Source organism: Nigerium massiliense (assembly GCF_000826085.1).
Classification (GTDB): Bacteria; Actinomycetota; Actinomycetes; order Propionibacteriales; family Propionibacteriaceae; genus Propioniciclava; species Propioniciclava massiliense.
In genome coordinates, this window is the sequence record NZ_CCYM01000003.1 from 1,434,552 (window position 1) to 1,459,359 (window position 24,808).

22 protein-coding genes, 1 tRNA gene and 1 riboswitch are annotated in these 24,808 nt (G+C 70.2%); of the genes, 7 read left to right on the forward strand and 16 right to left on the reverse strand.

Annotated elements, in window-relative coordinates:
* The first annotated feature begins 75 nt into the window (after window positions 1-75).
* A complete protein-coding gene (locus BN1187_RS13125; protein ID WP_390620222.1) occupies window positions 76-375 on the forward strand; it encodes a mycothiol-dependent nitroreductase Rv2466c family protein in 300 nt (99 codons plus the stop codon).
* 118 nt (window positions 376-493) lie between these two features.
* Here BN1187_RS13125 and BN1187_RS13130 read toward each other — a convergent pair whose 3' ends face one another.
* Genes BN1187_RS13130 through BN1187_RS13160 form a run of 7 tightly spaced genes read right to left on the reverse strand, consistent with a single transcriptional unit; the run spans window position 494 to window position 5,303 of the window.
* The gene (locus tag BN1187_RS13130) at window positions 494-2,200 is read right to left on the reverse strand and encodes an alpha-glucosidase (protein ID WP_040162390.1); all 1,707 of its coding nucleotides are present in this window, start codon (window positions 2,198-2,200) and stop codon (window positions 494-496) included.
* Window positions 2,201-2,257: 57 nt separating this feature from the next.
* A complete protein-coding gene (locus BN1187_RS13135; RefSeq protein WP_052462709.1) occupies window positions 2,258-2,968 on the reverse strand; it encodes an NUDIX hydrolase in 711 nt (236 codons plus the stop codon).
* Window positions 2,965-3,618 (reverse strand): TlpA family protein disulfide reductase, encoded by a 654-nt coding sequence (locus BN1187_RS13140; protein ID WP_052462710.1) that lies wholly within the window; start codon window positions 3,616-3,618, stop codon window positions 2,965-2,967. The genes BN1187_RS13135 and BN1187_RS13140 overlap by 4 nt, the downstream gene beginning before the upstream one ends.
* Complete coding sequence (gene nth / locus BN1187_RS13145) at window positions 3,615-4,337, reverse strand: endonuclease III (protein ID WP_040162391.1); 723 nt, start codon at window positions 4,335-4,337, stop codon at window positions 3,615-3,617. The genes BN1187_RS13140 and nth overlap by 4 nt, the downstream gene beginning before the upstream one ends.
* Window positions 4,337-4,798: a RidA family protein gene (locus BN1187_RS13150; protein ID WP_097677358.1), complete on the reverse strand. Its 462-nt coding sequence runs from the start codon at window positions 4,796-4,798 to the stop codon at window positions 4,337-4,339. Before BN1187_RS13150 ends, nth begins: the two co-directional genes overlap by 1 nt.
* Before the next feature lie 5 nt (window positions 4,799-4,803).
* Window positions 4,804-4,968 carry a Sp36 family protein gene (locus BN1187_RS14105; protein WP_072042078.1) on the reverse strand — a complete coding sequence of 55 codons (165 nt, stop codon included), beginning with the start codon at window positions 4,966-4,968 and terminating at the stop codon, window positions 4,804-4,806.
* 59 nt (window positions 4,969-5,027) lie between these two features.
* Complete coding sequence (locus tag BN1187_RS13160; protein WP_040162393.1) at window positions 5,028-5,303, reverse strand: WhiB family transcriptional regulator; 276 nt, start codon at window positions 5,301-5,303, stop codon at window positions 5,028-5,030.
* Window positions 5,304-5,433: 130 nt separating this feature from the next.
* Here BN1187_RS13160 and BN1187_RS13165 point away from each other — a divergent pair, with 130 nt between their 5' ends.
* From BN1187_RS13165 to BN1187_RS13180, 4 genes are all read left to right on the forward strand, one after another.
* Window positions 5,434-7,767 (forward strand): penicillin-binding protein, encoded by a 2,334-nt coding sequence (locus BN1187_RS13165; protein WP_082034707.1) that lies wholly within the window; start codon window positions 5,434-5,436, stop codon window positions 7,765-7,767.
* Window positions 7,764-8,723 carry a metallophosphoesterase gene (locus tag BN1187_RS13170; RefSeq protein WP_082034708.1) on the forward strand — a complete coding sequence of 320 codons (960 nt, stop codon included), beginning with the start codon at window positions 7,764-7,766 and terminating at the stop codon, window positions 8,721-8,723. Before BN1187_RS13165 ends, BN1187_RS13170 begins: the two co-directional genes overlap by 4 nt.
* A gap of 46 nt (window positions 8,724-8,769) precedes the next feature.
* Window positions 8,770-8,843: transfer RNA gene (locus BN1187_RS13175), tRNA-Pro, on the forward strand.
* Window positions 8,844-8,986: 143 nt separating this feature from the next.
* Window positions 8,987-9,328: a hypothetical protein gene (locus tag BN1187_RS13180; RefSeq protein ID WP_040162394.1), complete on the forward strand. Its 342-nt coding sequence runs from the start codon at window positions 8,987-8,989 to the stop codon at window positions 9,326-9,328.
* Between the two features lie 50 nt (window positions 9,329-9,378).
* Here BN1187_RS13180 and BN1187_RS13185 read toward each other — a convergent pair whose 3' ends face one another.
* The 4 genes from BN1187_RS13185 to BN1187_RS13200 form a co-directional block, all read right to left on the reverse strand.
* Window positions 9,379-10,389, reverse strand: coding sequence for an ABC transporter ATP-binding protein (locus BN1187_RS13185; RefSeq protein ID WP_040162395.1), 1,011 nt, complete (start codon window positions 10,387-10,389; stop codon window positions 9,379-9,381).
* 27 nt (window positions 10,390-10,416) lie between these two features.
* On the reverse strand, window positions 10,417-12,105 hold the full coding sequence (locus BN1187_RS13190; protein WP_052462712.1) for an ABC transporter permease: 1,689 nt from the start codon (window positions 12,103-12,105) through the stop codon (window positions 10,417-10,419).
* A gap of 17 nt (window positions 12,106-12,122) precedes the next feature.
* The gene (locus BN1187_RS13195; protein ID WP_040162397.1) at window positions 12,123-13,202 is read right to left on the reverse strand and encodes a thiamine ABC transporter substrate-binding protein; all 1,080 of its coding nucleotides are present in this window, start codon (window positions 13,200-13,202) and stop codon (window positions 12,123-12,125) included.
* 41 nt (window positions 13,203-13,243) lie between these two features.
* Window positions 13,244-13,348: riboswitch (TPP riboswitch) on the reverse strand.
* 53 nt (window positions 13,349-13,401) lie between these two features.
* Window positions 13,402-14,673: an aspartate kinase gene (locus BN1187_RS13200; protein ID WP_040162398.1), complete on the reverse strand. Its 1,272-nt coding sequence runs from the start codon at window positions 14,671-14,673 to the stop codon at window positions 13,402-13,404.
* 91 nt (window positions 14,674-14,764) lie between these two features.
* Here BN1187_RS13200 and BN1187_RS13205 point away from each other — a divergent pair, with 91 nt between their 5' ends.
* Window positions 14,765-15,229 carry a DUF1707 SHOCT-like domain-containing protein gene (locus tag BN1187_RS13205; protein ID WP_052462713.1) on the forward strand — a complete coding sequence of 155 codons (465 nt, stop codon included), beginning with the start codon at window positions 14,765-14,767 and terminating at the stop codon, window positions 15,227-15,229.
* Between the two features lie 168 nt (window positions 15,230-15,397).
* Here the strand turns inward: BN1187_RS13205 and BN1187_RS13210 are convergent, their stop codons facing one another.
* The 5 genes from BN1187_RS13210 to BN1187_RS13230 form a co-directional block, all read right to left on the reverse strand.
* A complete protein-coding gene (locus BN1187_RS13210; protein WP_052462714.1) occupies window positions 15,398-16,324 on the reverse strand; it encodes a PRC and DUF2382 domain-containing protein in 927 nt (308 codons plus the stop codon).
* 328 nt (window positions 16,325-16,652) lie between these two features.
* Entirely contained in the window at window positions 16,653-19,814 is a 3,162-nt protein-coding gene (ileS, locus tag BN1187_RS13215; protein ID WP_040162399.1) for an isoleucine--tRNA ligase, read from the reverse strand.
* A 232-nt stretch (window positions 19,815-20,046) separates the two neighbouring features.
* Entirely contained in the window at window positions 20,047-20,955 is a 909-nt protein-coding gene (locus BN1187_RS13220) for an LCP family protein (protein WP_147675126.1), read from the reverse strand.
* 136 nt (window positions 20,956-21,091) lie between these two features.
* Entirely contained in the window at window positions 21,092-22,318 is a 1,227-nt protein-coding gene (locus tag BN1187_RS13225; protein WP_040162400.1) for a metal-dependent hydrolase family protein, read from the reverse strand.
* A 98-nt stretch (window positions 22,319-22,416) separates the two neighbouring features.
* Window positions 22,417-23,382, reverse strand: a complete 966-nt coding sequence (locus BN1187_RS13230; protein ID WP_040162401.1) for a zinc-binding dehydrogenase — start codon at window positions 23,380-23,382, stop codon at window positions 22,417-22,419.
* Window positions 23,383-23,756: 374 nt separating this feature from the next.
* Between BN1187_RS13230 and BN1187_RS13235 the strand changes: the two genes are divergently transcribed.
* Window positions 23,757-24,776, forward strand: coding sequence for a zinc-binding dehydrogenase (locus tag BN1187_RS13235; RefSeq protein ID WP_052462800.1), 1,020 nt, complete (start codon window positions 23,757-23,759; stop codon window positions 24,774-24,776).
* Window positions 24,777-24,808: the final 32 nt, after the last annotated feature.

Below are 24,808 nucleotides of genomic sequence, written 5' to 3' on the forward strand. Positions count from 1 at the left end.
GCCCCAGTCGAGACACGTGCCGCCACCCGCCGAACGGGTGGCGGCACGTGTCGTTCCGCGACCCAGCTGAACTGAGTGCAGGGGTGGGATGGCATAGGAAGAGCCTGTTCTACGCCCGCTCCCGCCGCGAACGACCCTTCCTGGGACGTGGACCTCCGCGCTCGCACCGCAGAGGCCGTCGCGGGCGTCGACGCGCCGGGAGGCACGCCCATCACTCGAATCGGCCAGACGGCCTACTTCGGCCCCGTGCTGACCTCTGTCCCCGACGTCGACGAGTCCGTCCGCCTCTGGCACGCGCTGAACTCCCTCGAGACCATTCCCGGCTTCGCGTCCATCGCGACCCATCGCAGAGACACGCTGCACACGGGCCGATAAGGAATCGCGACGGGGACCGCGTAGACATGGAGACCCTGTCCGACGCCACGGAACGCGGGTGGTCATCACGGCGGGCCCCGACGGTCGCGCCCGCCGGTCGACGTGTCGGTCAGGACGCCTAGCGGATCCGGTAGACGCGCGACTCCCACGGCTCCAGCGTCTGGACGTCATCGGCCGCCGCGGGAAGGGACGTCAGCACCAGCTCGGCCCGCTCCAGGGACGGAATGCTGCCCATCGGCACCCCGGCCACCTGCGAGGTCATGTTCGCGATCACCATCAGCTGCTCGTCCCGCAGCGTCCGGGTGAAAGCCCAGATCCGCTCGTCGTCGGGCAGCAGCAGCTCGAAGCGTCCTTCGCGGACGACCTCGAGCTCGTGCCGCAGCGCGATCAGCCTGCGGTAGTGGTGGTAGACGGAGTCCTCATCGGCGAGCTCCGCCTCGACGTTGATCTCCGGCGCCGCCGCGTTGTACGGCAGCCACGGCGTCCCCGTGGTGAACCCGCCCTCGGGCGTCCACGGCATGGGGGTGCGGGCGTTGTCGCGGCTTTTGGCCGCTAGGGCCGCCAGCGCCCGCTCGGCGGGGACGCCTTGGCCCGTCGCGATCGTGTAGAAGTTGCGCGATTCGATGTCGCGGTAGTCGCCGGCGGTCGTGAACCCGGCGTTGATCATGCCGAGTTCCTGGCCCTCGTAGACGTAGGGCGTCCCCCGGTGCAGGTGCAGGACCGTCGCCAGGGTCTTCGCCGACGCCACCCGGTGCTCGGGCGAGTCGTCACCGTAGCGAGAGACGACGCGGGGCTGGTCGTGGTTCTCGAAGTAGAGCGAGTTCCACCCCTCGGTGCCGAGGCCCTTCTGCCAGCGCGCCATCGTGCGCTTCAGGTCGGGCAGGGACAGCGGCTTGAGGTCCCACTTCATCCCGCCGGGCTCTTGGTCGAGGGTGACGTGCTCGAACGTGAACACCATGCCGAGCCGGTCGTGGTGCTGGCTCGTGTACTCCCGGGCCCGGTCGACGTCCACGGCGATCATCTCGCCGACGGTGAACAACCGGCGCTCGCCGATGCCGACCTCGCGGTTCATCTCCTCGAGGAACTCGATCATCCGCGGCCCGTTGGCCACCTGGGACACGTCGTAGCTCAGCGGCTGTCCGGGCGCGACCGCGCCGTCCGTCAGCGGGATCGGCTTGGAGATCAGGTTGATGACGTCCATGCGGAACCCGTCGACGCCCCGGTCCACCCACCAGCGCATCATGTCGTAGACGGCGGCGCGGACCTCGGGGTTCTCCCAGTTGAGGTCGGGCTGTTTGGGGCTGAACAGGTGCAGGAAGTACTCCCCGGACGCCTCGTCGTACGTCCACGCCGGGCCACCGAAGAAGGACGCCCAGTTGGTCGGCTCGGCGCCCTGGGCGCCCGGTTCGAAGCCCTCGCGGGCGGGACGCCAGAAGTACCAGTCGCGCTTGACCGACGACGGGTCGCGCGACTCCTGGAACCAGGCGTGCTCGTCGCTGGTGTGATTGACGACGAGGTCCATGACGAGCTTCATGCCGCGCGCGTGCAGCCCGGCGATGAGTTCGTCGAGGTCGTCCAGGGTGCCGAACAGCGGGTCCACGTCGCGGTAGTCGGCGATGTCGTAGCCGTTGTCGTCCATCGGCGAGCGGTACACCGGCGACAGCCACACGACGTCGACGCCCAGGCCCTTCAGGTAGTCGAGCTTGCCGATAGCGCCGCGGAGGTCGCCGACGCCGTCCCCGTCGGAGTCCGCGAACGAGCGCGGGTAGATCTGGTACACGACGGCGGACTTCCACCAGGGGTCTGTCTCGGACACGAGGGCCATCCTTTGCAACCGGGGGGAGCCGGGGCTTGCGGTCAGGCGCCCCGGTGCTGGTTCATCCTAGCGGCGGCCGTACAGGAAGCGGGGCGGGATTTCCGCGCGACGATCCTGGTCCCACGGCACCTCCCAGCCCGCCAGCTGGATCAGTCCGGTGAGCAGGTGCGCGGTGAAGCCCCAGATGAAGAGGTCGCCGACGACGAACGCCGGGCCCGTGTAGCCGGACTGATGCGTCGCCACCCATCGGGACAGCGGGTCGACGAGCACCGGGACCGGCAGCGTGTGGACGGCCTGCACCTCGCCGTCGTCGCCGGGCGCGAGCACGCGGTCACCGCGCCACCACCCCACCACCGACATGGCGTCGAAGCCGCTGGCGGCGACGTGTGCGGGCGGCAGCGTGCCCAGCACCCGCACCTCCTCGGGCCGGACGCCGACCTCCTCGTCCGCCTCGCGCAGCGCCGCGGCCACTCCGGTGGGGTCGCCCGGCTCGACGGCACCGCCCGGGAACGCCATCTGCCCGGCGTGCCGGCGCAGGTGCGCGGCCTTCTCGATCAGGACGATGCGCAGGCCCGCCGTCTCGGACGTCTCGACCCGCGCGGCGCTCTCGTCCAGGGACAGCAGGATCAAGACCGCGGCACGCCGACCCCCGCGTCCGGGCCGGGACTTCACGAGGGACTCCCCGACGCCGGGGAGGGCCAGCTGTTCGCGCAGCCGGTCGAGGCTGGCAGGGGGCTCCGGGATCCCGGAGGCCCCGCCTTGGGTTGGCTCGCTCACGTCAGCGTGACCCCCAGCTGGTCGTGCACGAGTTGCTCCATCTGTTCGGCGGACGTGAACCCCCCGGTGTGCCGGTACACGACCCGTCCCTCGGCGTTCACGAACAGGCTCACCGGGATGCCCGGCACCTGCATGGTGCGGCTGAGGACGCCGTCGGGGTCGACCAGGTGCGGGTAGGTCCATCCGGACGCCTTCGCGAAGGCGATCGCCTTCACGGGTTCGGGGTCGACGATGTCGACGCCGAGGACGTCCAGCTTGCCGGCCGAACGCGCGGCGAGGGCGCGCAGGTAGGGCGCCTCGGCCCGGCACGGCTCGCACCACTGCGCCCACAGGTTCACCACCATCGGCTTGCCCCGCAGGTCGGCGAGGTTGACCCACCGGTCGCTGCCGAGGCAGGGCAGGCTGACGTTCGGCAGCCCGTAGTCGACGTGCGGGGCCCCGGGTGCCGGAGCGGTGCAGTCGGCGATCCCGGCCGCCTTGCGCTGGGCGACGAGCGTCTCCGTATTGGGGTTCTTGGACGCCGACGTCACCGGCGCGGGCAGGCCGCCTCCCCCGCTGGTGGCGGGGTTCGCGTTGGGGCCTGCGGCACCCGAGCAGCCGGACAGCGCGAGCGCGGCGGCCAGTGCGACGGCGATCGCGGCCCGCCTCATCCGCGCGGTTCCCGGACGAGCCCCTCGGCGACGGACGGATCGGTCGGCCCCTCCCCGTAGGAGGGGCACAGCGGCTCGCCGGTCTCGCCCCACACGTTGCCGAGCGGGCAGGCGCCGCACGCGGGCTTGCGCGCGTGGCAGCGGCGGCGTCCGTGCCAGATGACCCGGTGGCTGAGCCGCACCCATTCGGACGGGTCGAACAGCTCCCCCACCTCGGCCTCGACCACCAAGGGTTTGGCCGAGGACGTCCACCCGAAGCGCTTCGACAGCCGCAGGAAGTGGGTGTCGGTGGTGAGGCCGGGGACGCCGAACGCGTCGCCCAGCACCACGTTGGCTGTCTTGCGACCGACCCCGGGCAGCGACACGAGGTCGTCCAGGTTGGCCGGCACCTCGCCGTCGAACCGCTCCACCAGCGCCGCGCCGATACCGATCAGGTGCTCGGTCTTGGCGCGGAAGAAGCCGGTCGGTTTGATGAGTTCCTGCAGCTCGTCACGATCGGCGGACGCGTAGGCCGCGGCGTCCGGGTAGCGCGCGAACAGCGCCGGGGTCGTCAGGTTCACCCGGCGGTCCGTCGACTGGGCGGACAGCACCGTCGCCACCAGCAGCTCCAGCGGCGTCGTGAAGTCGAGTTCGCAGTGCGCGTCCGGGTACAGCAGCCCCAACTCGCGGTTGATCGCCGCCGCTCGCTCGGCCTGGTCGCTCCCCCGCACCGCCGCCATCACGCGCCGGCTTCGACCGTCAACTCGACCTCGACGGGGACGTCCAGTGGCAGCACCGTCACCCCGACGGCGCTGCGGACGTGCGCGCCCGCGTCGGCGAAGACCTGCCCGAGCAGCTCGCTGGCACCGTTGGCGACGGCAGGCTGACCGGTGAAGGACGGGTCGCTGGCGACGTACACCACGACCTTGACCACCCGGCGGATGGCGTCCAGCCCGCCCGCCAGGGACGCCGCGGCGGCCAGCGCGTTGAGCACGGCCACCCGCGCACACTCGGCGGCCTGGTCGGGGTCGACCCCGGCGCCGACCTTGCCGGTGGCGACGGGCTTCCCGTCCACGGACGGCAACTGGCCGGACGTGATGATCTGCCCGCACGACTCGGTCGCGGGGACGTAGGCCGCGAGCGGCGCGGCCACGGGCGGCAGGGTCAGCCCCAGTTCCTCGAGCCGGGCGGAGGGACGCAGCGAGGTCACTGGGCGTCCTGCAACGGCCGCTTGAAGTAGGCCACCATGTTCTGCGGGTTGGGCCCGGGGACGATGGAGACGAGCTCCCAGCCGTCCGCACCCCAGTTGTCGAGAATCTGCTTCGTCGCGTGCACCAACACGGGCGCCGTCGCGTACTCCCACTTGGTCATGTGCCGCAGCCTATCGCCTGGCGGCGGGCCCTCGAGGGGCCCGGGGTCGCGACCTCAGGTCAACGGCGGGCCTGGTCGGCGCACAGGACGCGGTGCCACGAATCGATGTCGGTGCGCTGACGCAGCAGCTGGCGGCGTTCACGCTCGGTCATGCCTCCCCACACACCCCACTCGATGCGGTTGTCGAGGGCCTCGGCGAGGCATTCGGAGCGGACGGAGCATCCCAGACAGACAGTGCGGGCCCGCTTCTGATCGGCGCCGTCCGGAAACAGTTGGTCCTGCATTCCTCGGCACTTCGCGCTCAGCGTCCAGTCTTCGGTGTCCAGAATCGTCATCGCGGTCCGCCTCTCTGAGGCTTTCGTAGCCTCTCGGGTAACGAAATGTTAAACAAACTCGCGCGACAACTCAACTCCGCCCACCCGCTCCCTAGCATGAATCACCTTGTGCGTCGCGTAACCTGATGTCATGCGGGTTCCTACACTTGGCCGACGGCTGTACTCGGCCCTGATGTTCGTCTTGGTCAGCATCCTGGGCGGCATTCTCGCCGCGGGCCTGTTCGTTCCGACGGCCGGCATGACCGCGGAGGGCACGAAGGCCCTCGCGGGCGCCCTGGAGTCGTTGCCACAGGAACTCGAGACGCCGCCGCAGGCGCAGGGATCCCGCGTGTTGATGGCGGATGGATCCGAGTTGACCAGCTTCTATGACCAGAATCGCGTCTACGTGCCGTATGCCAAGATCGCGCCGATCATGGTCAAGGCGCAGGTCGCCATCGAGGACGAGCGCTTCTTCGAGCACGGCGCGCTCGACCTGCGCGGCACGCTGCGCGGCCTCGTGCGCACCGCGTCCGGCAACACCCAGGGCGGCTCGACGCTGACCCAGCAGTACGTGAAGCTCGTCCTCCTGAACGAGGCCGTCGCCAGCGACGACAAGGAGGCGATGGCCGCCGCGCAGAACCGCACCGTCGCCCGCAAGGTGTTGGAGCTGCGCTACGCGATCGCGCTGGAGCAGAAGCTCTCCAAGGAGGAGATCCTCGAGCGGTACCTCAACATCGCCTACTTCGGCGACGGCGCCTACGGCGTCGAGTCCGCGGCGCGGCACTACTTCAGCACCACCGCGGCCCAGCTGACGCTCCCGCAGGCCGCGATGCTGGCCGGCCTGGTCCGCAACCCGGCGACGACCGATCCGGTGCGGCACGAGAAGTTGGCGATCGACCGCCGCAACAGCGTCATCGACCAGATGAACAAACTCGACGTCGTCACGGACGCGCAGGCCAAGGCCGCCAAGGCCACGGGCTTCGACCGTTCCAAGATCAGCCCCCACCCGCACCGGGGCTGCACCGCGAGCCGCTACCCGCACCTGTGCCAGCTCGTCGAGAACACGCTGCTCACCATGGACAGCCTCGGCAAGGACCGCGATGAGCGGAAGAACACGCTCTACCGCAGCGGCCTGACCATCCAGACCGAGATCACCCCGAAGTTCCAGGACGCCGGCCAGAGCGCCGTCTCGAACTTCATCGCCCCCAGCGACCCCGTCATCGGCGTGATGACGATGATCGAGCCCGGCACCGGGCTGATCCGGTCGATGGCGCAGTCGCGGCCGAAGATCGGCAACGACATGAAGAAGGGTCAGACGTACTACAACTACGGCGTCGGTCGCGACATGGGCGGCGCCGAGGGTTACTCGGGCGGCTCGACGTTCAAGGCGTTCACGGTCGCCGCGGCGCTCCAGAAGGGCATCTCCCCGTATCAGCGCATCTATGCCCCCAAGGCGATGAACTTCTCCAACAAGTGGTTCCCCACGTGTAACGGCTTCGTCCGCGGCAGCTGGAAGGGCCCGGTGACCACGGGCGTCGAGGGCAACCTCGACATGTACGGCGGGGCGAAGTTCTCGTCCAACACCTTCATGGTCGAGCTCGAGCGCGAGACCGGCATCTGCCAGGTGGTCACGATGGCCCAGAAGCTTGGCCTCAAGCGCGCGGACGGCGCGGACCTGATCACCGGCAAGCTGCCGAACGGCAAGATGTCGGCGGTCGGCTCCAGCGTGAACCCGTCGTTCACGCTGGGCACCGCCGAGATCACGCCGATCTCCCTCGCGACCGCGTACGCGACGCTGGCCGCCCGCGGCAAGCGTTGCGACCCGATCATCCTCAAGAGCGTGACCACCGAGGACGGCAAGTCGCTCGCCGTTCCGAGCGCGAACTGCCAGCAGGTGATCTCGCCGGAGGTCGCCGACCGGGCCAACGACGTCCTGCACGGCGCCTTCCAGCCGGGCGGCACCGCCGCCGCGGCGAACATCCCCGGCTACGACCTGGCCGGCAAGACCGGCACCGACGGCAACAACGCACCGTCCGTCTGGACGATGGGCTACACCCCCAACCTGGTGGGCGCCGCCCTCATCACCGTCGACAAGACCAGCCCGCGGTTCAAGGGCCGCGCGACCAAGCGACTGCAGGGCACCCGCATCGCGCACGGTGTCCTGCGCGGTTCGTCCGGCAGGGAGGCCGGCGCCCTGCTGTGGCGGCCGGCGATGCGCAAGGCGCTGAGCTACATGCCCAAGGAGCGGTTCGTCCGGCCCGGCGAACAGCCCGTCGACGCGAAGGACGTGAACGTCCCTTCCTGCCAGGGAATGACCTCTCAGGATTGCCGCAACGCGCTCGAATCGGCCGGGTTCGCCGCGGACGCCGTCCGCATTTACTCCTCCGACGTGCCCGAGGGCACCGTGATCTCGACGCGCCCGGAGGGGCAGGCGCCGCAGTTCAGCACCGTCGAGATGCTCGTGTCCCGGGGACCCCGCAAGTGAGCGGCCGTCCTTCCGGGGTCCTCGGACGGCTGGGCCGCGCCGTCGGCGGCGTCGCGCTCGTCGGGACGGCCTGCGTCGCCTACGGCACGTTCATCGAGTCAGCGTCCTACCGCGTGCGGCGGGTGGACGTTCCGGTCCTGAAACCGGGCAGCGAGCCCCTGCGCGTGCTGCACCTGTCGGACGCCCACCTGCTGCCGATGTACGCCCGCCGGCGGGCGTTCCTGCGGTCGCTGGCGGGCCTCGAACCCGACCTCGTCGTGAGCACGGGCGACAGTCTGGCGGGCGAGGACGGGCTACCCGCACTCATCGAGTCGCTCGGTCGGCTGCTGGACGTCCCGGGCGTCTTCGTCTTCGGCTCCAACGACTACGTCGCGCCCCGCATGAAGAACCCGGTCCGCTACCTGTGGCGGGCCACCGGCAAGCCTGCCCCGCAGCGAGCCAGCCTGCCCACCGAAGAGCTGCGCGCGGCGTTCACCTCCCGCGGCTGGCTCGACCTGAACGACCGCCGAGCCGAGCTGACGATCCGCGGGCAACGATTCGCCTTCCGCGGCACCGACGACGCCCACGAGCACCGGGACGACTACCCGGCCGTCGCAGGGCCCGCCGATCCGGACGCGGTGAACATCGGCGTGACGCACGCACCGTACCTGCGCATGCTGGACGCGATGACGGCCGACGGCGTGGAGATGATCTTCGCCGGCCACACCCACGGCGGCCAGGTGTGCGTCCCGGGACGCGGCGCGCTGACGTCCAACTGCGACCTGCCGGTGCAGCACGCCAAGGGCTTGTTCCGGCACACGACGGGCGACAAGACCAGTTGGGTCAACGTGTCCGCCGGCATCGGGATGTCCCCGTACGCACCGTTCCGGTTCGCCTGCCCGCCCGAGGTCTCGTTGCTCACGTTGGTGCCTCGCGCGGAAGGGGCGTCCGCCCGACGGACGGGACGGCTCAAATAGGTGAACACGCCGAAGTGAGCTATGATCGACAAGGCCTTCGGGTCATCGGGGTGTGGCGCAGCTTGGTAGCGCGCTTCGTTCGGGACGAAGAGGTCGCAGGTTCAAATCCTGTCACCCCGACGCTGACCAAACCGGTTCTGATCTGCGGAAACGCGATCGGACCGGTTTTGTGCTTCTCGGCGTCGGCCGGCATCCGGGGACGGTCGGCGCGGAACTGAGAAATCGTCGGCGCCGGTCGCCGGCCGCGACCGTACGCTTGAGTCATGAGGGAAGACTCCGCTCACCTCGACCGGCCCGACGGCTGGCTGTTCGCGTTCTCCGGCTGGGCCGTCCTCGTCCTGGGGCTGCTCCAGGCGGCCGCCGCCGCAGGCGTTCACCTGCTGACCCCCGTCGACACCCCGCTGACCGAGCTGCTGTGGCTCACCGCGCTCGTAGCGGGCCTGTGGGGCCTGCTCTTCACGCTCTTCTTCGCCTCTCGCCTGGTGCACTCCCCGCGCGCGCTGCCGGCATCCGCCCTCGTCGCGACCGCAGCCGGGCTCGCCGTCACCGTAGCCCTCGTCGCATCGGGGTTCTACGGTGGGGCGGGGTCGGCGTCCGCCCCCTAGTCAAGCCCCACAACCGTCGTACTGCCGGCCGGGAGAACGCTAGGGCCGGGTCAGACAGCGGGGACGGACACCGCGTCGTCCGGGTTCAACATCACCCGGACGTGCGGGGACGCCCCGGCGCCCTCGGGGCAGGGCACGGCCGCGTGCTGGCCGTCGGGCAGTTCGACGGTCAGCTCCGCCCTCCCGCGCCGGTGGGTCTCGTTCAGCACCGGAACCGGGAGGCCGTCGTCGCTGAGCACCAGCGCGTCCGGCCCCAGCGCCAGCAGCTCACCCGGCGCCAGCGTCCCGCGGTAGCCAAGTTCGGCCGCAGCCGTGGCCTCCAGGAAGGGGCCGTAGCCCAGGAAGTCCGCAACCCGGCGGTTGGCCGGCCGGGCCCACAGGTCGCCGGGGGTCGCCACCTGCAACAGCCGGCCGTCGGCCAGCACCGCGATGCGGTCGGCGATCGTCGCGGCTTCGTCCTGGTCGTGGGTGACGTAGAGCGCGGTGGTCCCGGTCGCACGCAACCCGTGCGAAAGCTCACCGACCATGTGCTCGCGCAGGCCGCGGTCGAGCGCGGACAGCGGCTCGTCCAGGAGCAGCAGCCTCGGCGACGGCGCCAGCGCCCGGGCCAGCGCCACCCGCTGCGCCTGGCCGCCCGACAGCTCGGTGACCTTCCGGTCCCCGTAACCGCCCAGGCCGACCAGCTCGAGCAGTTCCTCCACCCGTGCCGTGCGGTCGGCCCGCTTCCATTTGTTCAGCCCGTAGCCGACGTTCTTGCGGACGTTCATGCTGGGGAACAACTGCGCGTCCTGGAACATCATCCCGAAGTTCCGCTTGTGCACCGGGGTAGCCGTCACCTCGTCGTCGTCCCACCACACCTGACCCGACGCCAGCGGCTCCAGGCCGGCCACCGAACGCAGGAGCGACGACTTGCCCGATCCGGACGGGCCCAGCATCGCCAGCACCTCCCCCGGCTGCACCTCGATGCTCACCCCGTCGACGGCCCGCACGACGGTCGGCCGTCCGCCGATTGGGGTCGCCTGGTACTCCACGACCGCGTCCCGCAGCGTCAGCCCACGCATCGCCCGTCCTCTCGCGTCGTCATCGCGTCACCATCCCGTCGCCGCCCGCGGCCGGAACCGCTCGGCCAGCGCCATGGCGGTGCCCGTCATGAGGGCCAACAGCACCGATGCTGCCATAGCCATCCCGTAGTTGCTCGCCCCCGGACGCCCGATCAGCTCGCTGATCACCACCGGCAGCGTCGCCTGATCGGGCCGCGCCAGGAACGAGGTCGCCCCGAACTCCCCCAGGCTCGTCGCCAGCGCGAAACCCGTGGCCAGCCCCAGCCCGCGCAACGCCAGCGGGACGTCGATCGTCCCCAGCACTCGCCACGGGGACGCCCCCAGCGCGGCGGCGGCCTCCCGCTGCCGCGGGTCGATCGCCCGCAGCACCGGCAGCAGCGAGCGCACCACCAGGGGCAGCGCCACGATGGCCTGGGCGATCGGCACGAGCGCCGCCGAGGAGCGCAGGTCGAGCGGCGGCCGGTTCAAGGTGACGAGGAAGCCGAAGCCCACCGTCACCGCCGAGACGCCCAGCGGCAGCATGAAGAACGAGTCGAGGCCGCGCAGCGCGGCGCGTCCCAGCCTCGAGCGGGGGCGCCGGGACAACACGAAGCTCACCAGCAGCCCCAGCGTCACGGACAGCACGGTCGCGGCGAGGGCGATCCGCAGCGACTGTGCCGCCGAGGCCCACACCGGCATGGCCAGCGCCCCGTCGCCGGTCGTGGCCAGGGCGCGGTAGTAGTCCAGGCCGATCCCCGTCGGCGTCGCGACCGACCGGTAGGCCAGGTAGACCAGCGGCGTCAGCAGCAGCCCCAGCACCACCGCGGCGGTCAGGATGCTCGCCGGGGCGTCCCTGCGCCACGACCAGGACCGCTCTCCCGTGTCGTCGGTCGTGAGCCGGCGGGCGACCTGCTGGCGCGCCTGCATCCGGTTGGCCACCCACAGGCTGAGCGTCACCACCAGCAGCTGCGTCACCGACAGCACGGACGCGGCCGGCAGGTTCAGCAGCTGCGTCGTTTGATACCAGATCTCCGTCTCGATCGTCGCCCACCGGACGCCGCCCATCACCATCACGATGCCGTAGGCGGACGCGCAGAACAGGAACACGATCGCCGCGCCGGACGCGATCGCCGGCGCCAGCGCGGGCAGGGTCACCGTGCAGAACACCCGCGCCGGGGTCGCGCCCAGCACCCGGGCCGCCTCCCCCATCCGCGGGTCGAGCCGCCCCCACAGCCCGCCGACGGTGCGCACGATCACCGAGTAGTTGAAGAACACCAGCGCGGCCACGATCGCCGTCAGGGTTTCCTCCAGTCGCAGGAACCCCAGCGGTCCGGTCGAACCCAGCAGCGTCCGGAACGCCACGCCCACCACCACCGTGGGCAGCACGAACGGGATCGTGACGAACGCGCGGACGATCCCGCGGCCGGGGAACCGGGTGCGGTACAGCACGTACGCCCCCGGCACCCCCAGCAGCACGGACGCCACGGTGCCCAACACGGCCAGGCTCAGCGTGGTCCGGATGATCCGCCACGTCCGGGCGCTCGAGAAGACCTGCTCGAACCCGGCCAGCGACGGCTGCCCGTGGGGGAAGAACCCGCGAACGACCAACGCCAGCACGGGCCAGACGAAGAAGATCGCGAGGAAGAGCAGCGGCAGCACCGTCGCTGCCGTCCAGGCCAGCACCCAGCCGGGGCTCGCCTGGACGGCCGGAACGCGGCGGCGTCGGATCGCTCTCACGGCGGCGGCGGCGCGGCTCAGCCGATCACCTTCGCCGTCCAGTCGCTGATCCAGCCTTCGCGCTTGCTGGACAGGTCGGCGGCCGGCACGGTCCAGGGCTTGTCGGACAGCGGGGCGTACCTCGTCCAGTCGCTGGGCAACGTCGTCGCCTTCACCGCCGGGTACATGTACATCTGGTCGGGGATGTCCGCCTGCACCTTCGGGCTGAGCAGGAAGTCGATGAACTTGCGGGCGCCGACCTCGTTCTTGGCCCCCGCGATCACGCCGGCGTACTCCACCTGCCGGAAGCAGGTGTCCAGCAGCGCGGTCGTCGGCGGCTCGCCGCCAGACTTCGGCACCTCGAACGCCGGGGACGTCGCGTAGCTGACCACCAGCGGGCGCGAACCCTTGCCGGACGACCCGGAGAACTCCACCGAGTAGGCGGTGTCCCAGTCCTTGGCGACCTTGACGCCGTTGTCCTTCAGCTTGCCCCAGTAGTCGAGGTAGCCGTCCTCACCCTTCGCCGCGACCGTGGCGGCCAGGAAGGCCAGCCCGGGCGACGACGACGCCGGGTTCTCCACGGCGAGCTGGTCCTTGTACTCGGGCTTGGCCAGGTCGTCCAGGGACGCCGGGACCGCGAGCTTGTGGGACGCGTACCAGCGCTTGTCGGCGTTGACGCAGACGTCGCCGAAATCGATCGGCGTCAGCAGGTCGCGATCGTCGGCCGCCAGGTCGCGCGAGCCGGCCGGCAGCGCGGACGAGGCGTAGGGCGTCAGGACGCCTTCGTCGACCGCCCGGCCGGCGAAGGTGTTGTCGATGCCGTAGACGACGTCACCCAGCGGCGAACCCTTGGTGAGCACGAGCTTGTTCGTCATCGCGCCCGCGTCGCCGCTCTTGGCGATCGTGACCCGGTAGCCGGTCTGCTGCTTGAACTCGTCGAGCAGCTTGGCGTCGAGGTTGAACGAGTCGTGCACCACGACGGTGAGCTCGGACGACCGCGTGGGCTCCGACGGCGTCCCCGCGCCCCCCGCGCTGGGCGCCGGGGAACCGCTGCACGCGGCGAGCGTCAGGGCGAGCGCGGCGGACAACGCCGCGCCGAGGACGCGTTGTGACTTCATGGATGGGCCTCCCGATCTCGAGAGGGCTCGGCCGTCGCCGAGGAGATGGATGCTCGACTCCCTACGCCGGTGCGAACCGGATCAGGTTCGAGGGTCTGCGCCACGCGCACTCTCAGCGCCCCTGCGGCGCTCCCCTGTCGCCGAGCAGCCTAGCGCGTGCTCCAGCGCCGCGTAGCCGACCTGAGGAAGGACGGTCGTCTCAGCGCCCGGTCCCCGCGTAGACGACGGCCTCGCCGCTGCCGTCCAGCCCGAACGCCGAGTGCGCCGCCCGGACTGCCCGGTCGACATCGTCGATGGGGACCACCACGGAGATGCGGATCTCAGAGGTGGAGATCATTGAGATGTTGATGCCCGCCTCGGCGATCGCGGTGAACGTCCGCGCGGAGACGCCCGGATGCGAGCGCATCCCGACGCCGATCACCGATACCTTGCCGACCTGGTCGTTGAACAGCGCCTCGTCGAAGCCGATCTCGTCCTGAACCGTTGCGAGCGCCGCCATGGCCTTGGGGCCGTCGTTCTGCGGGAGCGTGAAGGAGATCGCGGTGGTGTTGCCCTCCACCGAGACGTTCTGGACGATCATGTCGATGTTGATGCCCGCGTCCGCGACGGCCTGGAAGATCTTCGCGGCGTTGCCGATCGCGTCCGGCACGCCGACGACCGTGATCTTCGCCTCGCTGCGATCGTGCGCGACGCCGGTGATGAGGGCGGCTTCGGCTTCCATGGCCTGTCCTTCCTTGCTTGACATGTCGATGACCCAGGTGCCCGGCTTGTTCGAGAACGACGACCGGACGTGGACGGGAACGTTCTCGCGACGCGCGTACTCGACGCAGCGCAGGTGCAGGATCTTCGCGCCGTTGGCGGCCATCTCCAGCATCTCGTCGTAGCTGATCTCCGGGATCCGCTGGGCTTCCGGGACGATGCGCGGATCCGCGCTGAAGATGCCGTCGACATCGGAGTAGATCTCGCAGTAGCTGGCCTTCAAAGCGCCGGCAAGCGCGACCGCCGTCGTGTCGGACGCCCCGCGGCCGAGCGTGGTGACGTCCTTGGTGGTCTGGGAGACGCCCTGGAAGCCCGCCACGATGACGATGTCGCCGTCCTCGAGCGCCGTCTCGATGCGCCCGGGCGTGATGTCGATGATGCGGGCGTCGCCGTGCGCCTCGGTCGTGATGACGCCGGCCTGCGACCCGGTGAACGACCGGGCGGTGTAACCCAGGTCGTTGATCGCCATGGCCAACAGCGCCGCGGACATGCGCTCACCGGCCGTCAGCAGCATGTCGAGCTCGCGCGGACGCGGCTGCGGCGATACCTGTCTGGCGAGGTCGAGGAGGTCGTCCGTGGTGTCGCCCATCGCGGAGACGATGACGCAGACGTCGTGGCCCTGCTCGTGCGTGTCGACGATGCGCGCGGCGACCCGCTTGATGCTCGCGGCGTCAGCCACCGACGAGCCACCGAACTTCTGCACGACACGCATTCGAATCCTCCCTACGTCAACCGCGCCTACTCTGCCACGACCGCCGCTGTTCACGGATCGTTTCGGCCAGTGGGCTGTCTAGAATGACCGCATGACCAGCGAGCCGGTGCCGCAGCGCATTTCCGACGCGGATCGGGACGCTGCCGTGGAGATGCTCCGCGAGCACTACGAAGCGGGCCGGCTCGACGAGTCCGAGTTCGAGGATCGCATGGCGACCGCCCTCGCCGCACGCATCGCGAGCGACCTCGATCCGCTGTTCGCCGATCTCCCCGAGCCCCGGCCGCAGCCCGCGGCGTCCGTGTTTCCCGGGGCGCCCTCGTACCAGACCGCCTCGTCCCAGCCCGCCCCGTCGCCGGTGCCGCAGACGCGTCCCGACGGCGCGGTGGCCAAGCCCGCCGAATGGATCGGCATGGCGCAGGCGCTGATCTGGCCCGTCGCCATCGGGCTGATGTTCCTGACCCGGGGCGGCTGGTACTGGATCTTCATCGCGATCGTCGTGAGCATCATCCTCGGCCAACTCCGCGAGCGCAGCCGCCGCCAACCCCCGCCCTACTGACCGCCTCGCCCGGCGACCTGGCCCCCGGCCTTGTCTCCACGGGACGGGCCGGACGCGGGGCACCGAACGACGGTCACCCAAGACGACGCGAGCATCACGAAGGGGAGGGACGCAGTTGCGTCCCTCCCCTCACCGTGTCAATGGGCCGTGGCCCCGGTGCTCAACCGATCAACGGTTAAGGTCGCGATCGTCGTCGCGGCGGTCGGTCACGTCGCGGCCCTGGTCGGCCACGCCGTCGCCCTCGATGTCGACGTGCTCCTTGCGGACGGTGCCGGAGACGGTCTCGTTCTCGGTAACGGTCTCCTTGCCCACGTGGACGCGCTCGACGTCGACGGTCTCGGTGTTGACGACCGGACGCTCCTCGCGCAGCGTGATCGTCTCGTCGGTGTCGCCATCGCCGATGTGGCCGTTGGAAACCTCGTTGACGGGCTCACGCTCCACGACGAGGCGCTCCTTCTGGACCGGCACGGTGACGGTCTGCTCCTCGGTGGTCGTGTACTTGCGCAGACGGGCGCGGCCAGCCTCGTGGGACTCGGTGCCCACGTTGAGGCGCTCCTCCGACAGGGTCACGTCGGCGTCGTCGCCCACACGATCGCGGTCGTCGCGCTCACGCACGTTCTCGACGCGGTCGCGGTCGACGGCCAGGTCGCGGTCGACGTCCGCGCGGTCGCGATCAGCATCGCGGTCGCCCACCAGGCCGGCGGCGCCGACACCGGCGGTACCAGCGGCGGCGTTGCGGTCGCGGTCAACGTCGCTCACGGCGTCGCGGCGATCGGTCGCGCTGTAGTCGCGGTTGTAGTAGCGGTAGAGCTCCGCTTCCTCTTCCTCGCTCAGGTGGCCGTCCTCGTCCACCTTCGGGGCGTCCGTGACGACGTCCTTGCCGTAGGCGACGTTCAGGCGGTCGCCCTCGAGGGTCGCACCCTCAAGCGGAACGAAGTTGGTCTTGGCGCCGAACAGGCCGGTGTTCACCGTGACCCACTCCGGCTGGCCGCTCTGGTCGTCGAGGTACACCTCGCCGACGCTGCCGATCTTGTTGCCGTCCTTGCAGTAAGCGGTAGCGGCCTGCAGGTTCTTGATGTCGTTCTCCGAGAACATAAGTGATCTCCTTCGTTCAAGTTTCGTCGGCTCGCTTCGGGACCAGACGTTCCGATCCGCCGACGGTGACGATTGGAACGCCGTCCAGACTACCGGGGAGAATCTGCGTGACAAGGGGCTATACCGCAGAAGAGGGCTGCTGGGGATGGCGGATCGATAACGATCCGAACTGTGATGACGCCGTGACAAAACGGGCCGTTCTGAGCGTGCGAACGCCCGGATCAGATCCTCAGAAACGCTGTCATCGATTAAGGATCGACAACACGCCACCCATAGGGGTGGTCCCCTGTGGGCGGCGCGTTGACGCAATTGTGACAGCGACCACGACTCAGGCCTTGGCGATCCGGTAGCTCAGGCCGAGATCGTCGTCGGTGGACCAGTCGGAACCCGCCGTCTCGCCCTCGTCGACGGAGACGGCCAGCACCTCGTGCGCGACCTGCTCGGTGTTGGCCCGTAGTGCCTCGGCCAGCGCGCTGTCGCCGGTGGACCACTCGACCGTGATGCGGTCGGACACCTCCAGCCCGGACGCCTTGCGGGCCTCCTGCAGCGTGCGGACGAGCTCGCGCACCAGGCCGGCCCGGACCAGTTCGGGCGTGAGCTCCAGATCGAGGGCGACGGTCTCACCCTGCTCGTTGACCACGGACCAGCCCTCGCGCGGTCGCTCGGAGATGAGCACCTCGTCGGCCGTCACCGTGGTGCCGCCGTCGAAGTCGACCGTCGCTTCACCGGTGGATCCCAGCGCGGCGGCCAGCTCTGCGGCGTCCGCGGACGCGATGGCCTGAGCGACCTGCGGGGTCGCCTTGCCGAAGCGTTTGCCGAGCGCGCGGAAGTTGCCCTTCGCGCTGTAGTCGACCAGGTCTCCGGCGGACGCGAAGGACTCGACCGACTCGACGTTCAGCTCGGCCGCGATCTCGGCCACCAACTCGTCGGTCAGCCGCGCGTAGGACGCCGACGGCACCAGGATGCGGCGCAGCGGCTGGCGCGTCTTCACGTGCGCCTCCGAGCGGGCGCTGCGGCCGAGCTCCACCAGGCGACGCGTCTGACCCATCGCGTCGTTCAGCTCGCGGTCGATCAGCGCGGCGTCCGCCTCGGGCCACGAGGCGAGGTGCACCGAGCTCGGGGCGTCCGGCACCGCGGCGACGATCAGGTCCTGCCAGACGCGCTCGGTGATGAACGGCGCCAGCGGCGCCATCAGCCGGGCGAGCGTGTCGATCGTCTCGTGCAGCGTCCACAGCGCAGCGGGGTCGCCGGCCCAGAAGCGGCGGCGCGAACGGCGGACGTACCAGTTCGACAGGTCGTCGATGAAGTCGGCGATCAGCGTCCCGTAGCGCTGGGTGTCGAAGTTCTCCAGGGCGTTCGTCGTCTCGACGACGAGTTCCTCGCGCGCCGAGACGAGCCAGCGGTCCATGACCGGGCGTCGGTCCACCGCCGGCGCGGGCCCGGACGCGGGCGTCCAGCCGTTCGTGCGGGCGTACAGCGCCTGGAACGACACCGAGTTCCAGAACGTCAACATCACCTTGCGGACGGTCTCCTGGATCGTGGTGTGCCCGACGCGGCGGGACGCCCAGGGCGAGCCGCCGGCCGCCATGAACCAACGCACCGCGTCCGCGCCGTGGGTGTCCATCAGAGGGATCGGCTCAAGGATGTTTCCCAGGTGCTTCGACATCTTGCGACCGTCCTCGGCGAGGATGTGGCCCAGGCAGAGCACGTTGCGGTATGAGTTCCGGTCGAACACGGTGGTACTGACCGCCATCAGCGAATAGAACCAGCCGCGGGTCTGGTCGATCGCCTCGCAGATGAAGTCGGCCGGGAAGGCATTGTCGAACCGCTCCGTCGACCCTTCCGCGTAGGGGTAGCCCCACTGCGCGAACGGCATGGAGCCCGAGTCGTACCAGGCGTCGATGACCTCTGAGACGCGCGTCGAGGTCTTCCCGCACGTCGGGCAGGGGAACGTCACCGCGTCCACGAACGGTCGGTGCGGGTCGAGCTGCGACTGGTCGGACCCGGTCAGCTCGGTCAGTTCGGCGCGCGAGCCGACGCAGACGCGGTGGTCGTCCTCGCAGCGCCAGATCGGCAGCGGCGTGCCCCAGTACCGGGTGCGCGACAGCGCCCAGTCGATGTTGTTGTTCAGCCAGTCGCCGTAGCGGCCGTGCTTGATGTGCTCGGGATACCAGTTCGTCTGCTCGTTCTCGCGGAGCAGCTCGTCCTTGACCTGGGTGGTGCGGACGTACCACGACGGCTGCGCGTAGTACAGCAGCGCGGTGTCGCAGCGCCAGCAGTGCGGGTAGCTGTGCTCGTAGTCGAGGACGCGGAACATCAGCCCGCGTTCGACGAGGTCGGCGACCAGCGGCTTGTCGGCGGACTTGAAGAACATCCCGCCGACCAGGGGCACCGACTCCTCGAACGTGCCGTCGGGGCGCACCGGGTTGACCATCGGAAGGCCGTAGCGGCGGCAGACCTCCATGTCCTCTTCGCCGAAGGCGGGGGCCTGATGGACGAGGCCGGTGCCGTCCTCGGTGGTGACGTAGTCGGCGTTCACGACGTAGTGCGCGCCACCCTCGGCCTCGGGTAACTCGACGAAGTCGAACGGGCGCTGGTAGTGCCAGCCGGCGAGCTCGGTGCCCGCGAACGACTGCCCGAACGTCCAACCGTCGCCGAGCACCTTCTCGGCGAGCGGCTCGGCGATGACGAGCTTCTCGGAGCCGTTGTCGGCCACGACGTAGGTGACGTCCGGGTGCGCGGCGACCGCGGTGTTCGAGACCAGCGTCCAGGGCGTCGTCGTCCAGACCAGCAGGGCGGCCTCGCCGGCGAGCGGGCCGGAGGTCAGCGGGAACCGGACGAAGACGGACGGATCGACCACGTCGTGGTAGCCCTGCGCGAGCTCATGGTCGGACAGCGTCGTGCCGCAGCGCGGGCAGTAGGGGGCGACGCGGTAGTCCTCGCTGAGGAGGCCGCGCTCGAAGATCTGCTTGAGGCTCCACCAGACGCTCTCGACGTAGTCGGGGCTCATCGTCCAGTAGGCGTCGTCCATGTTGACCCAGTAGCCCATGCGGCGGGTCAGCTCGCTGAAGGCGTCGACGTGCCGGGACACCGAGGCGCGGCAGTGCTCGTTGAAGGCCTCGATGCCGTACTTCTCGATGTCGGGCTTGCCGTTGAAGCCGAGCTCCTTCTCGACGGCCAGTTCGACGGGGAGGCCGTGGCAGTCCCAGCCGGCCTTGCGGGGGACGCGGTAGCCGCGCATCGTGCGGTAGCGCGGGAAGACGTCCTTGAAGACGCGGGCCTCGATGTGGTGCGTCCCGGGCATGCCGTTGGCGGTGGGCGGGCCCTCGTAGAACGTCCACTGGCCGCGGGGGCTCTCCTCGTGCAGAGACTTGGCGAACGTATCGTTCTCGTCCCAGAACGTCAGGATCTCGTGCTCCATCTCCGGCAGGTTCACCTGCGGGGGCACGGCGCGGTACTGGGGCGCGGCGCTATCGGGCTGGGCGGTCATGGTCTTCCTTCGTCGTCGTCGGACGAAGGGACGAGGCGAACGCCCCGCGGTACCACCCTCCTTGGCGACCGATGGTCGCCCACTCACTTCTCGCCGCGGCCGGTTCTAGTGAGCCCGCGCGGGTGATCCCGCCACGAGCCGTTCTTCCGGCAGCTCCGGGGTGATGGCCCCATCAGTGCCGTGCGACCGTTCAAGTGTAGGGGCTCCGACCGGTCAGGAAAACCGCCGGGACCTACCTGCCCGCCCAGTAGCCGGCCAGGTCGTCGCGCCGCAGGGCACCCCGCAGGGCGGCCAACCGCTGCTCGTCGAGGTGCACCTCTCTCCGGGTGTCGGCCAGGACGCCGTCGCCCTCCACCGGCAGACGCCCGCGCTCGACTCCGACGCCGAGCCCCAGCTTCACCTCGGCGGCTAGAGCGCGCGCCCGGTCGCTGGTCAGGCCGGCGTCCGAACGCAGGAGCGGAGCGATCCGCTCGACGGTCTGCTGGAATCGCGCCGGGTTGGCGAGCATCGCGGGCGTGACGAGCTCCCTGAGCACGTTCGGGCCGCCCACGTCCGGCATGGCCATCAGCTCGTCGAGGTCGACGACGACGCTGTGGTCGATCCGGACGCCGAGCAGCTGCTCGACCGTGCGAACCGCGAGCGCGTTGCCTCCGTACTCGTAGGCGCGGTTGACCCTGTCCCGGCCATGGCCCGGCACCGCCACCAGCGCGGTGCGCGGGATCGAGAGGAGGAAGACCTTCTCCCGGTTCGCCGGGACGTGCGCGAGCGTCATGACGTCGGTCCGGCCCCGGTCGGGGCCCTGGGTATCCACGCCGAGCAGCAGAATGTTGAGGGGCGCGGCCCGACCGGACGCGGCGGCCGGGGCCGGGGGCCTGCCCGGGTAGGCGCCCGGCATCTGCTGATCGCGACGCACGCCGTCGAGGGCGTGTCCCACGGTCAGCGCGTAGAACGCGGCGACGGCGGCCACGGCCGCCACGATCAGGACGACGAACCCCACCAGCACCGTCGCCGTGCGCCGGCGTCGCCGCCGGTTGTCCTCCCGCGGGGACGGGGCCGGGCCGGCAGGCTCGAAGATGTCCAGGCCGAGATCCCGGGTCCCGGGCTCGCGAGCCGGCGTGGGCGACGCGTCTCTTTGCGACACATGGTCACAATAGCGGCAGGCTGGCCCTCTCTGTCGTCGGACGCGCTTGCCGGCGTCGACGAGCGGTGTCCGGGAGGTGAAGGCCCGTGTGGCAGGTCGGAGCGTCCCTCGCCGTCGTCTTGACCCGCCGCCGGAATCAGAGCACGGGGAGGCCGCCGAGATAGACCTGCTCGATCATCGCCGGCAGGTGCTCGAGCTGAGCGGCGTCGGTGAGGGTTCCGTTCAGCACGACGGCGTCGCCGAGGGAGCCGGGACGCAGGCGGCCGACGTCCTGCTGGACGAAGGCGGCCGCGTCGCTCGTGGTCGCCCGGAGCACCTCGGTCAGGGTCATGCCGACGACGTCGTGCATCAGCCAGAGTTCCTCGAGATTGGAGCCATGCGGACCCACCCCAGTGTCAGTGCCCATCGCGATGGGCACGCCCGCCTCGTAGGCGGCGCGGACGGCCTCGCTGTGCCTGTCCGCGACCCGATGCGCCTTGTCGACGACGGCCGGCGGCAGCCCGGAGTTCGGGTTCTCGGCGGCCCGGATCACGTTCAACGGTGCGACCAGCGTCGGGACCAACCACGCCCCCTTCTCCAGCATGAGCTCGATCGTCTCGTTGTCGAGGTAGATGCCATGCTCGATCGTTTTGACGCCGCCGAGCAGCGCATTGCGAATGCCGGGGGCGCCCTGGGCGTGCGCCATCACGTAGGAGTCGTGCGCCTCGGCGACCTCGACGATCGCCTTGATCTCATCGACGGTGAACTGCGGGTGGCGGGGGTCGTCCGAGGGGGAAAGGACGCCGCCGGAGGTGCAGATCTTGATGTGGTCGGCGCCGGCGCGGAACAGCGTGCGGGCGACGCGGCGGCACTCGTCGGGGCCGTCGGCGATGCCCGAGGGGCGCCCGGGTGTCGCCGGCACGATCGGCACCTCGATTCCGGACGGCCGGCGCCCGTCGCCGTGACCGCCGGTTTCGCTCATGATGCTGATGGCGATGTTCAGGCGGGGCCCGTCGACGATGCCGCGCTCGACGGCCTGCTTGTAGCCGAGATCCGCACCACCGGCGTCCCGCACGGTCGTGATGCCGCACTGGAGGGTGCGCTCCATGTAGCGCACCGACTGGAAGTAGGCCAGCGAGTAGGGATCGTTGATGTGGCTGAGGCTGCCCGCGTTCTCGGTGGCCAGGTGGACGTGCAGGTCGATCAGGCCGGGCAGCAGCGTCCGGCCGCCGAGGTCGACGGTCTCGCCCTCACCGGCCTGCGCGGCGACACCGGGGCCGATAGCCGTCACGACGCCGTCGGTGACCACGACGTCCGCGGTCCCGTCGAGGAAGTCTTCACCGTCGAAGACGTGCGCGTTGGTGAAGGCGATCGTCGAAGTCATGCCTTCAACCCTAGACCCCCTCGCCACGCGATCTCCGTCGCGTCGGACGACGGTGCTCTCGCGCTGTCGCCCGTATCAGGATTCCCCTCCGAGAGGAATCAGGGCCGGAACACGATCTTCCCGTCGAGCTCGCCGTCGATCATCGCGGCGAAGCCCTCGCGGGCGTCCGTGAGCGGGAGCACCCGGTCCACCGGCGGATGCACGCCGTGTTCGGCGACCAGGGCGAGCATCGCGTCCAGCTCGTCGCGGGTGCCCATCGTCGACCCGACGATGCGGAGTTGCTGGAAGAACACCCGGTTCAACTCCGCGGGCGGGTTCGGGCCGGACGTCGCACCGCAGCAGACGATCGTCCCGCCCGACCGCAGCGCGCGCAGCGAGTGCTTCCAGGTGGCCTCCCCGACCGTCTCGACGACGGCGTCCACCTTCTCCGGCAGGCGGTCGCCGGGCTCGAACGCGGCGTCGGCGCCGCGGGCCAGCGCGGCGTCCCGCTTGGCCTCGGTGCTCCCGGTGACCCAGACCCGCAGCCCGAGCGCCTTCCCCAGCACGGTCGCCGCGCTGACGACCCCTCCGGACGCGCCCTGGATGAGGACGGTGTCGCCGGCGGACAGCCCCGAGTCGTGGGTGAGCATGCGGTAGGCGGTCAGGAACGCCGTGGGCAGGCAAGCGGCCTCTTCGAAGGACAGTTCGTGCGGCTTGTCGACGAGGTTGCGCCTGGGGACGATCACCTGCTCGGCCAAGGTGCCCTGGTGGAGTTCCGACAGGAGCGTCCGCTTCGGGTCGAGGGTCTCGTCGCCCTGCCAGCCGTCGGTCGGGATCACGGCGTGGACGACGACCTCGCGCCCATCGTCGGTGACACCGGCGGCGTCCGTCCCGAGAATCATGGGCATCCGCTCGGGCGGCAGGCCGACGCCGCGCAGGCTCCAGACGTCGTGGTGGTTCAGCGCCGCGGCGCGCACGTGGACGCGCTCCCAGCCCTCGGCCGGCTCAGGTTCGGGACGATCGCCGACCTGCAGGGCGTCCAACGGCTGTTCGGGGTTGGCTTCGGTGACGTAGACGGCTCGCATGACGCAAGCCTAACCCCGCCGCCGGATCGGTTCGCGCCGGTGTCTCCGAGACCGCTCCGACCCCTCGGCTCCCAATCTCTTGCGCCGGCGGCTTATGCTTGCGCCGGTCCAACCAGCGAAGCGGCAGTTCGCTCCAGAACTGGGGGGGTTCCAACAGGGACTCCCATCGTCGACGGCAGCGAACTAGCGTAGATGTCGCACGGCGCGCGCCCGACCCACGGCCGAATCGCCTCGGCAATCCCCAGGTGGCCCCGAGGTCCTGCGCGAGCTGGCCATCGGCACTTGATCGCTGGACCGAAGATCGTGACCAGCAACCTCATCCCTGCCCACGAGAGGAAACCCCCATGAGCACCAACCCCACCATCCCGGCCACGATGAGGGCCGTCGTGATGAACGCGCCCGGCGACGTGTCCGTCGAGACCATCGACGTCCCGCGCGTCGCCAAGCCCGGCGACGTGGTCCTCAAGCTCGCCGCCGCCTGCGTCTGCGGCTCCGACCTGTGGCCCTACCGCGGCCTTCAACAGGTCGATCACCAGTACATGGGCCATGAGTACGTCGGGACCATCGTGGAGAAGGGCGACGAGGTCAGCACCCTCGAGGTCGGCGACTTCGTCGTCGGCTCGTTCATGCTGTCCGACGGCACCTGCGAGATCTGCCAGGCCGGCTATCCCTCGCGTTGCGTCAACGCCGGCACGTTCACTGGTAGCCAGGCGCAGTACATGCGCGTCGAGCTGGCCGACGGCTCCCTGGTGAAGGTTCCGGGCGGCGAGCCGGACGATCCGGACAAGTTGGCCGACTACCTGGCCGCCTCCGACGTGCTCGGCACCGGGTGGTATGCAGCCGTCGCCGCCCAAGCCGGCCCCGGCAAGACCATCGCGGTCGTCGGTGACGGAGCCGTCGGCCTGTGCGCCGTGCTGGCCGCGAAAGCGCTGGGCGCCGAGAAAGTGATCGCGTTCTCCCGCCACGAGGACCGCGCCGCGCTGGCGCGCGAGTTCGGCGCCGACGTCGTCATCGCCGAGCGTGGCGAGGAAGGGGCCGCCAAGGTGAAGGAGCTGACGAACGGCTACGGAGCACACGGCGTGTGCGAGGCCGTCGGCACCCAGGGGTCGATGGACCAGGCCCTCGCATCGGTGCGCCCCGGCGGGTACGTCGGCTTCGTCGGCGTCTCCCACGACCAGACGCTCGACGGGTCGGACCTGTTCCGCCGCGAGGTCCACCTCGAGGGCGGCCCGGCGCCCGTGCGTCGCTTCCTACCCGACCTGATCAAGCGCATCCAGACCGGGGAAATCCACCCCGGCAAGGTCTTCACCAAGCGCCTGCCCTTGGAGGAGGCCGCCGAGGCCTACAAGGCGATGGACGAACGCCGCGAGATCAAGGTTCTCCTCGAGGTCTGAACTGCTCAGGCGCCGCCGTACGACGAATGGCG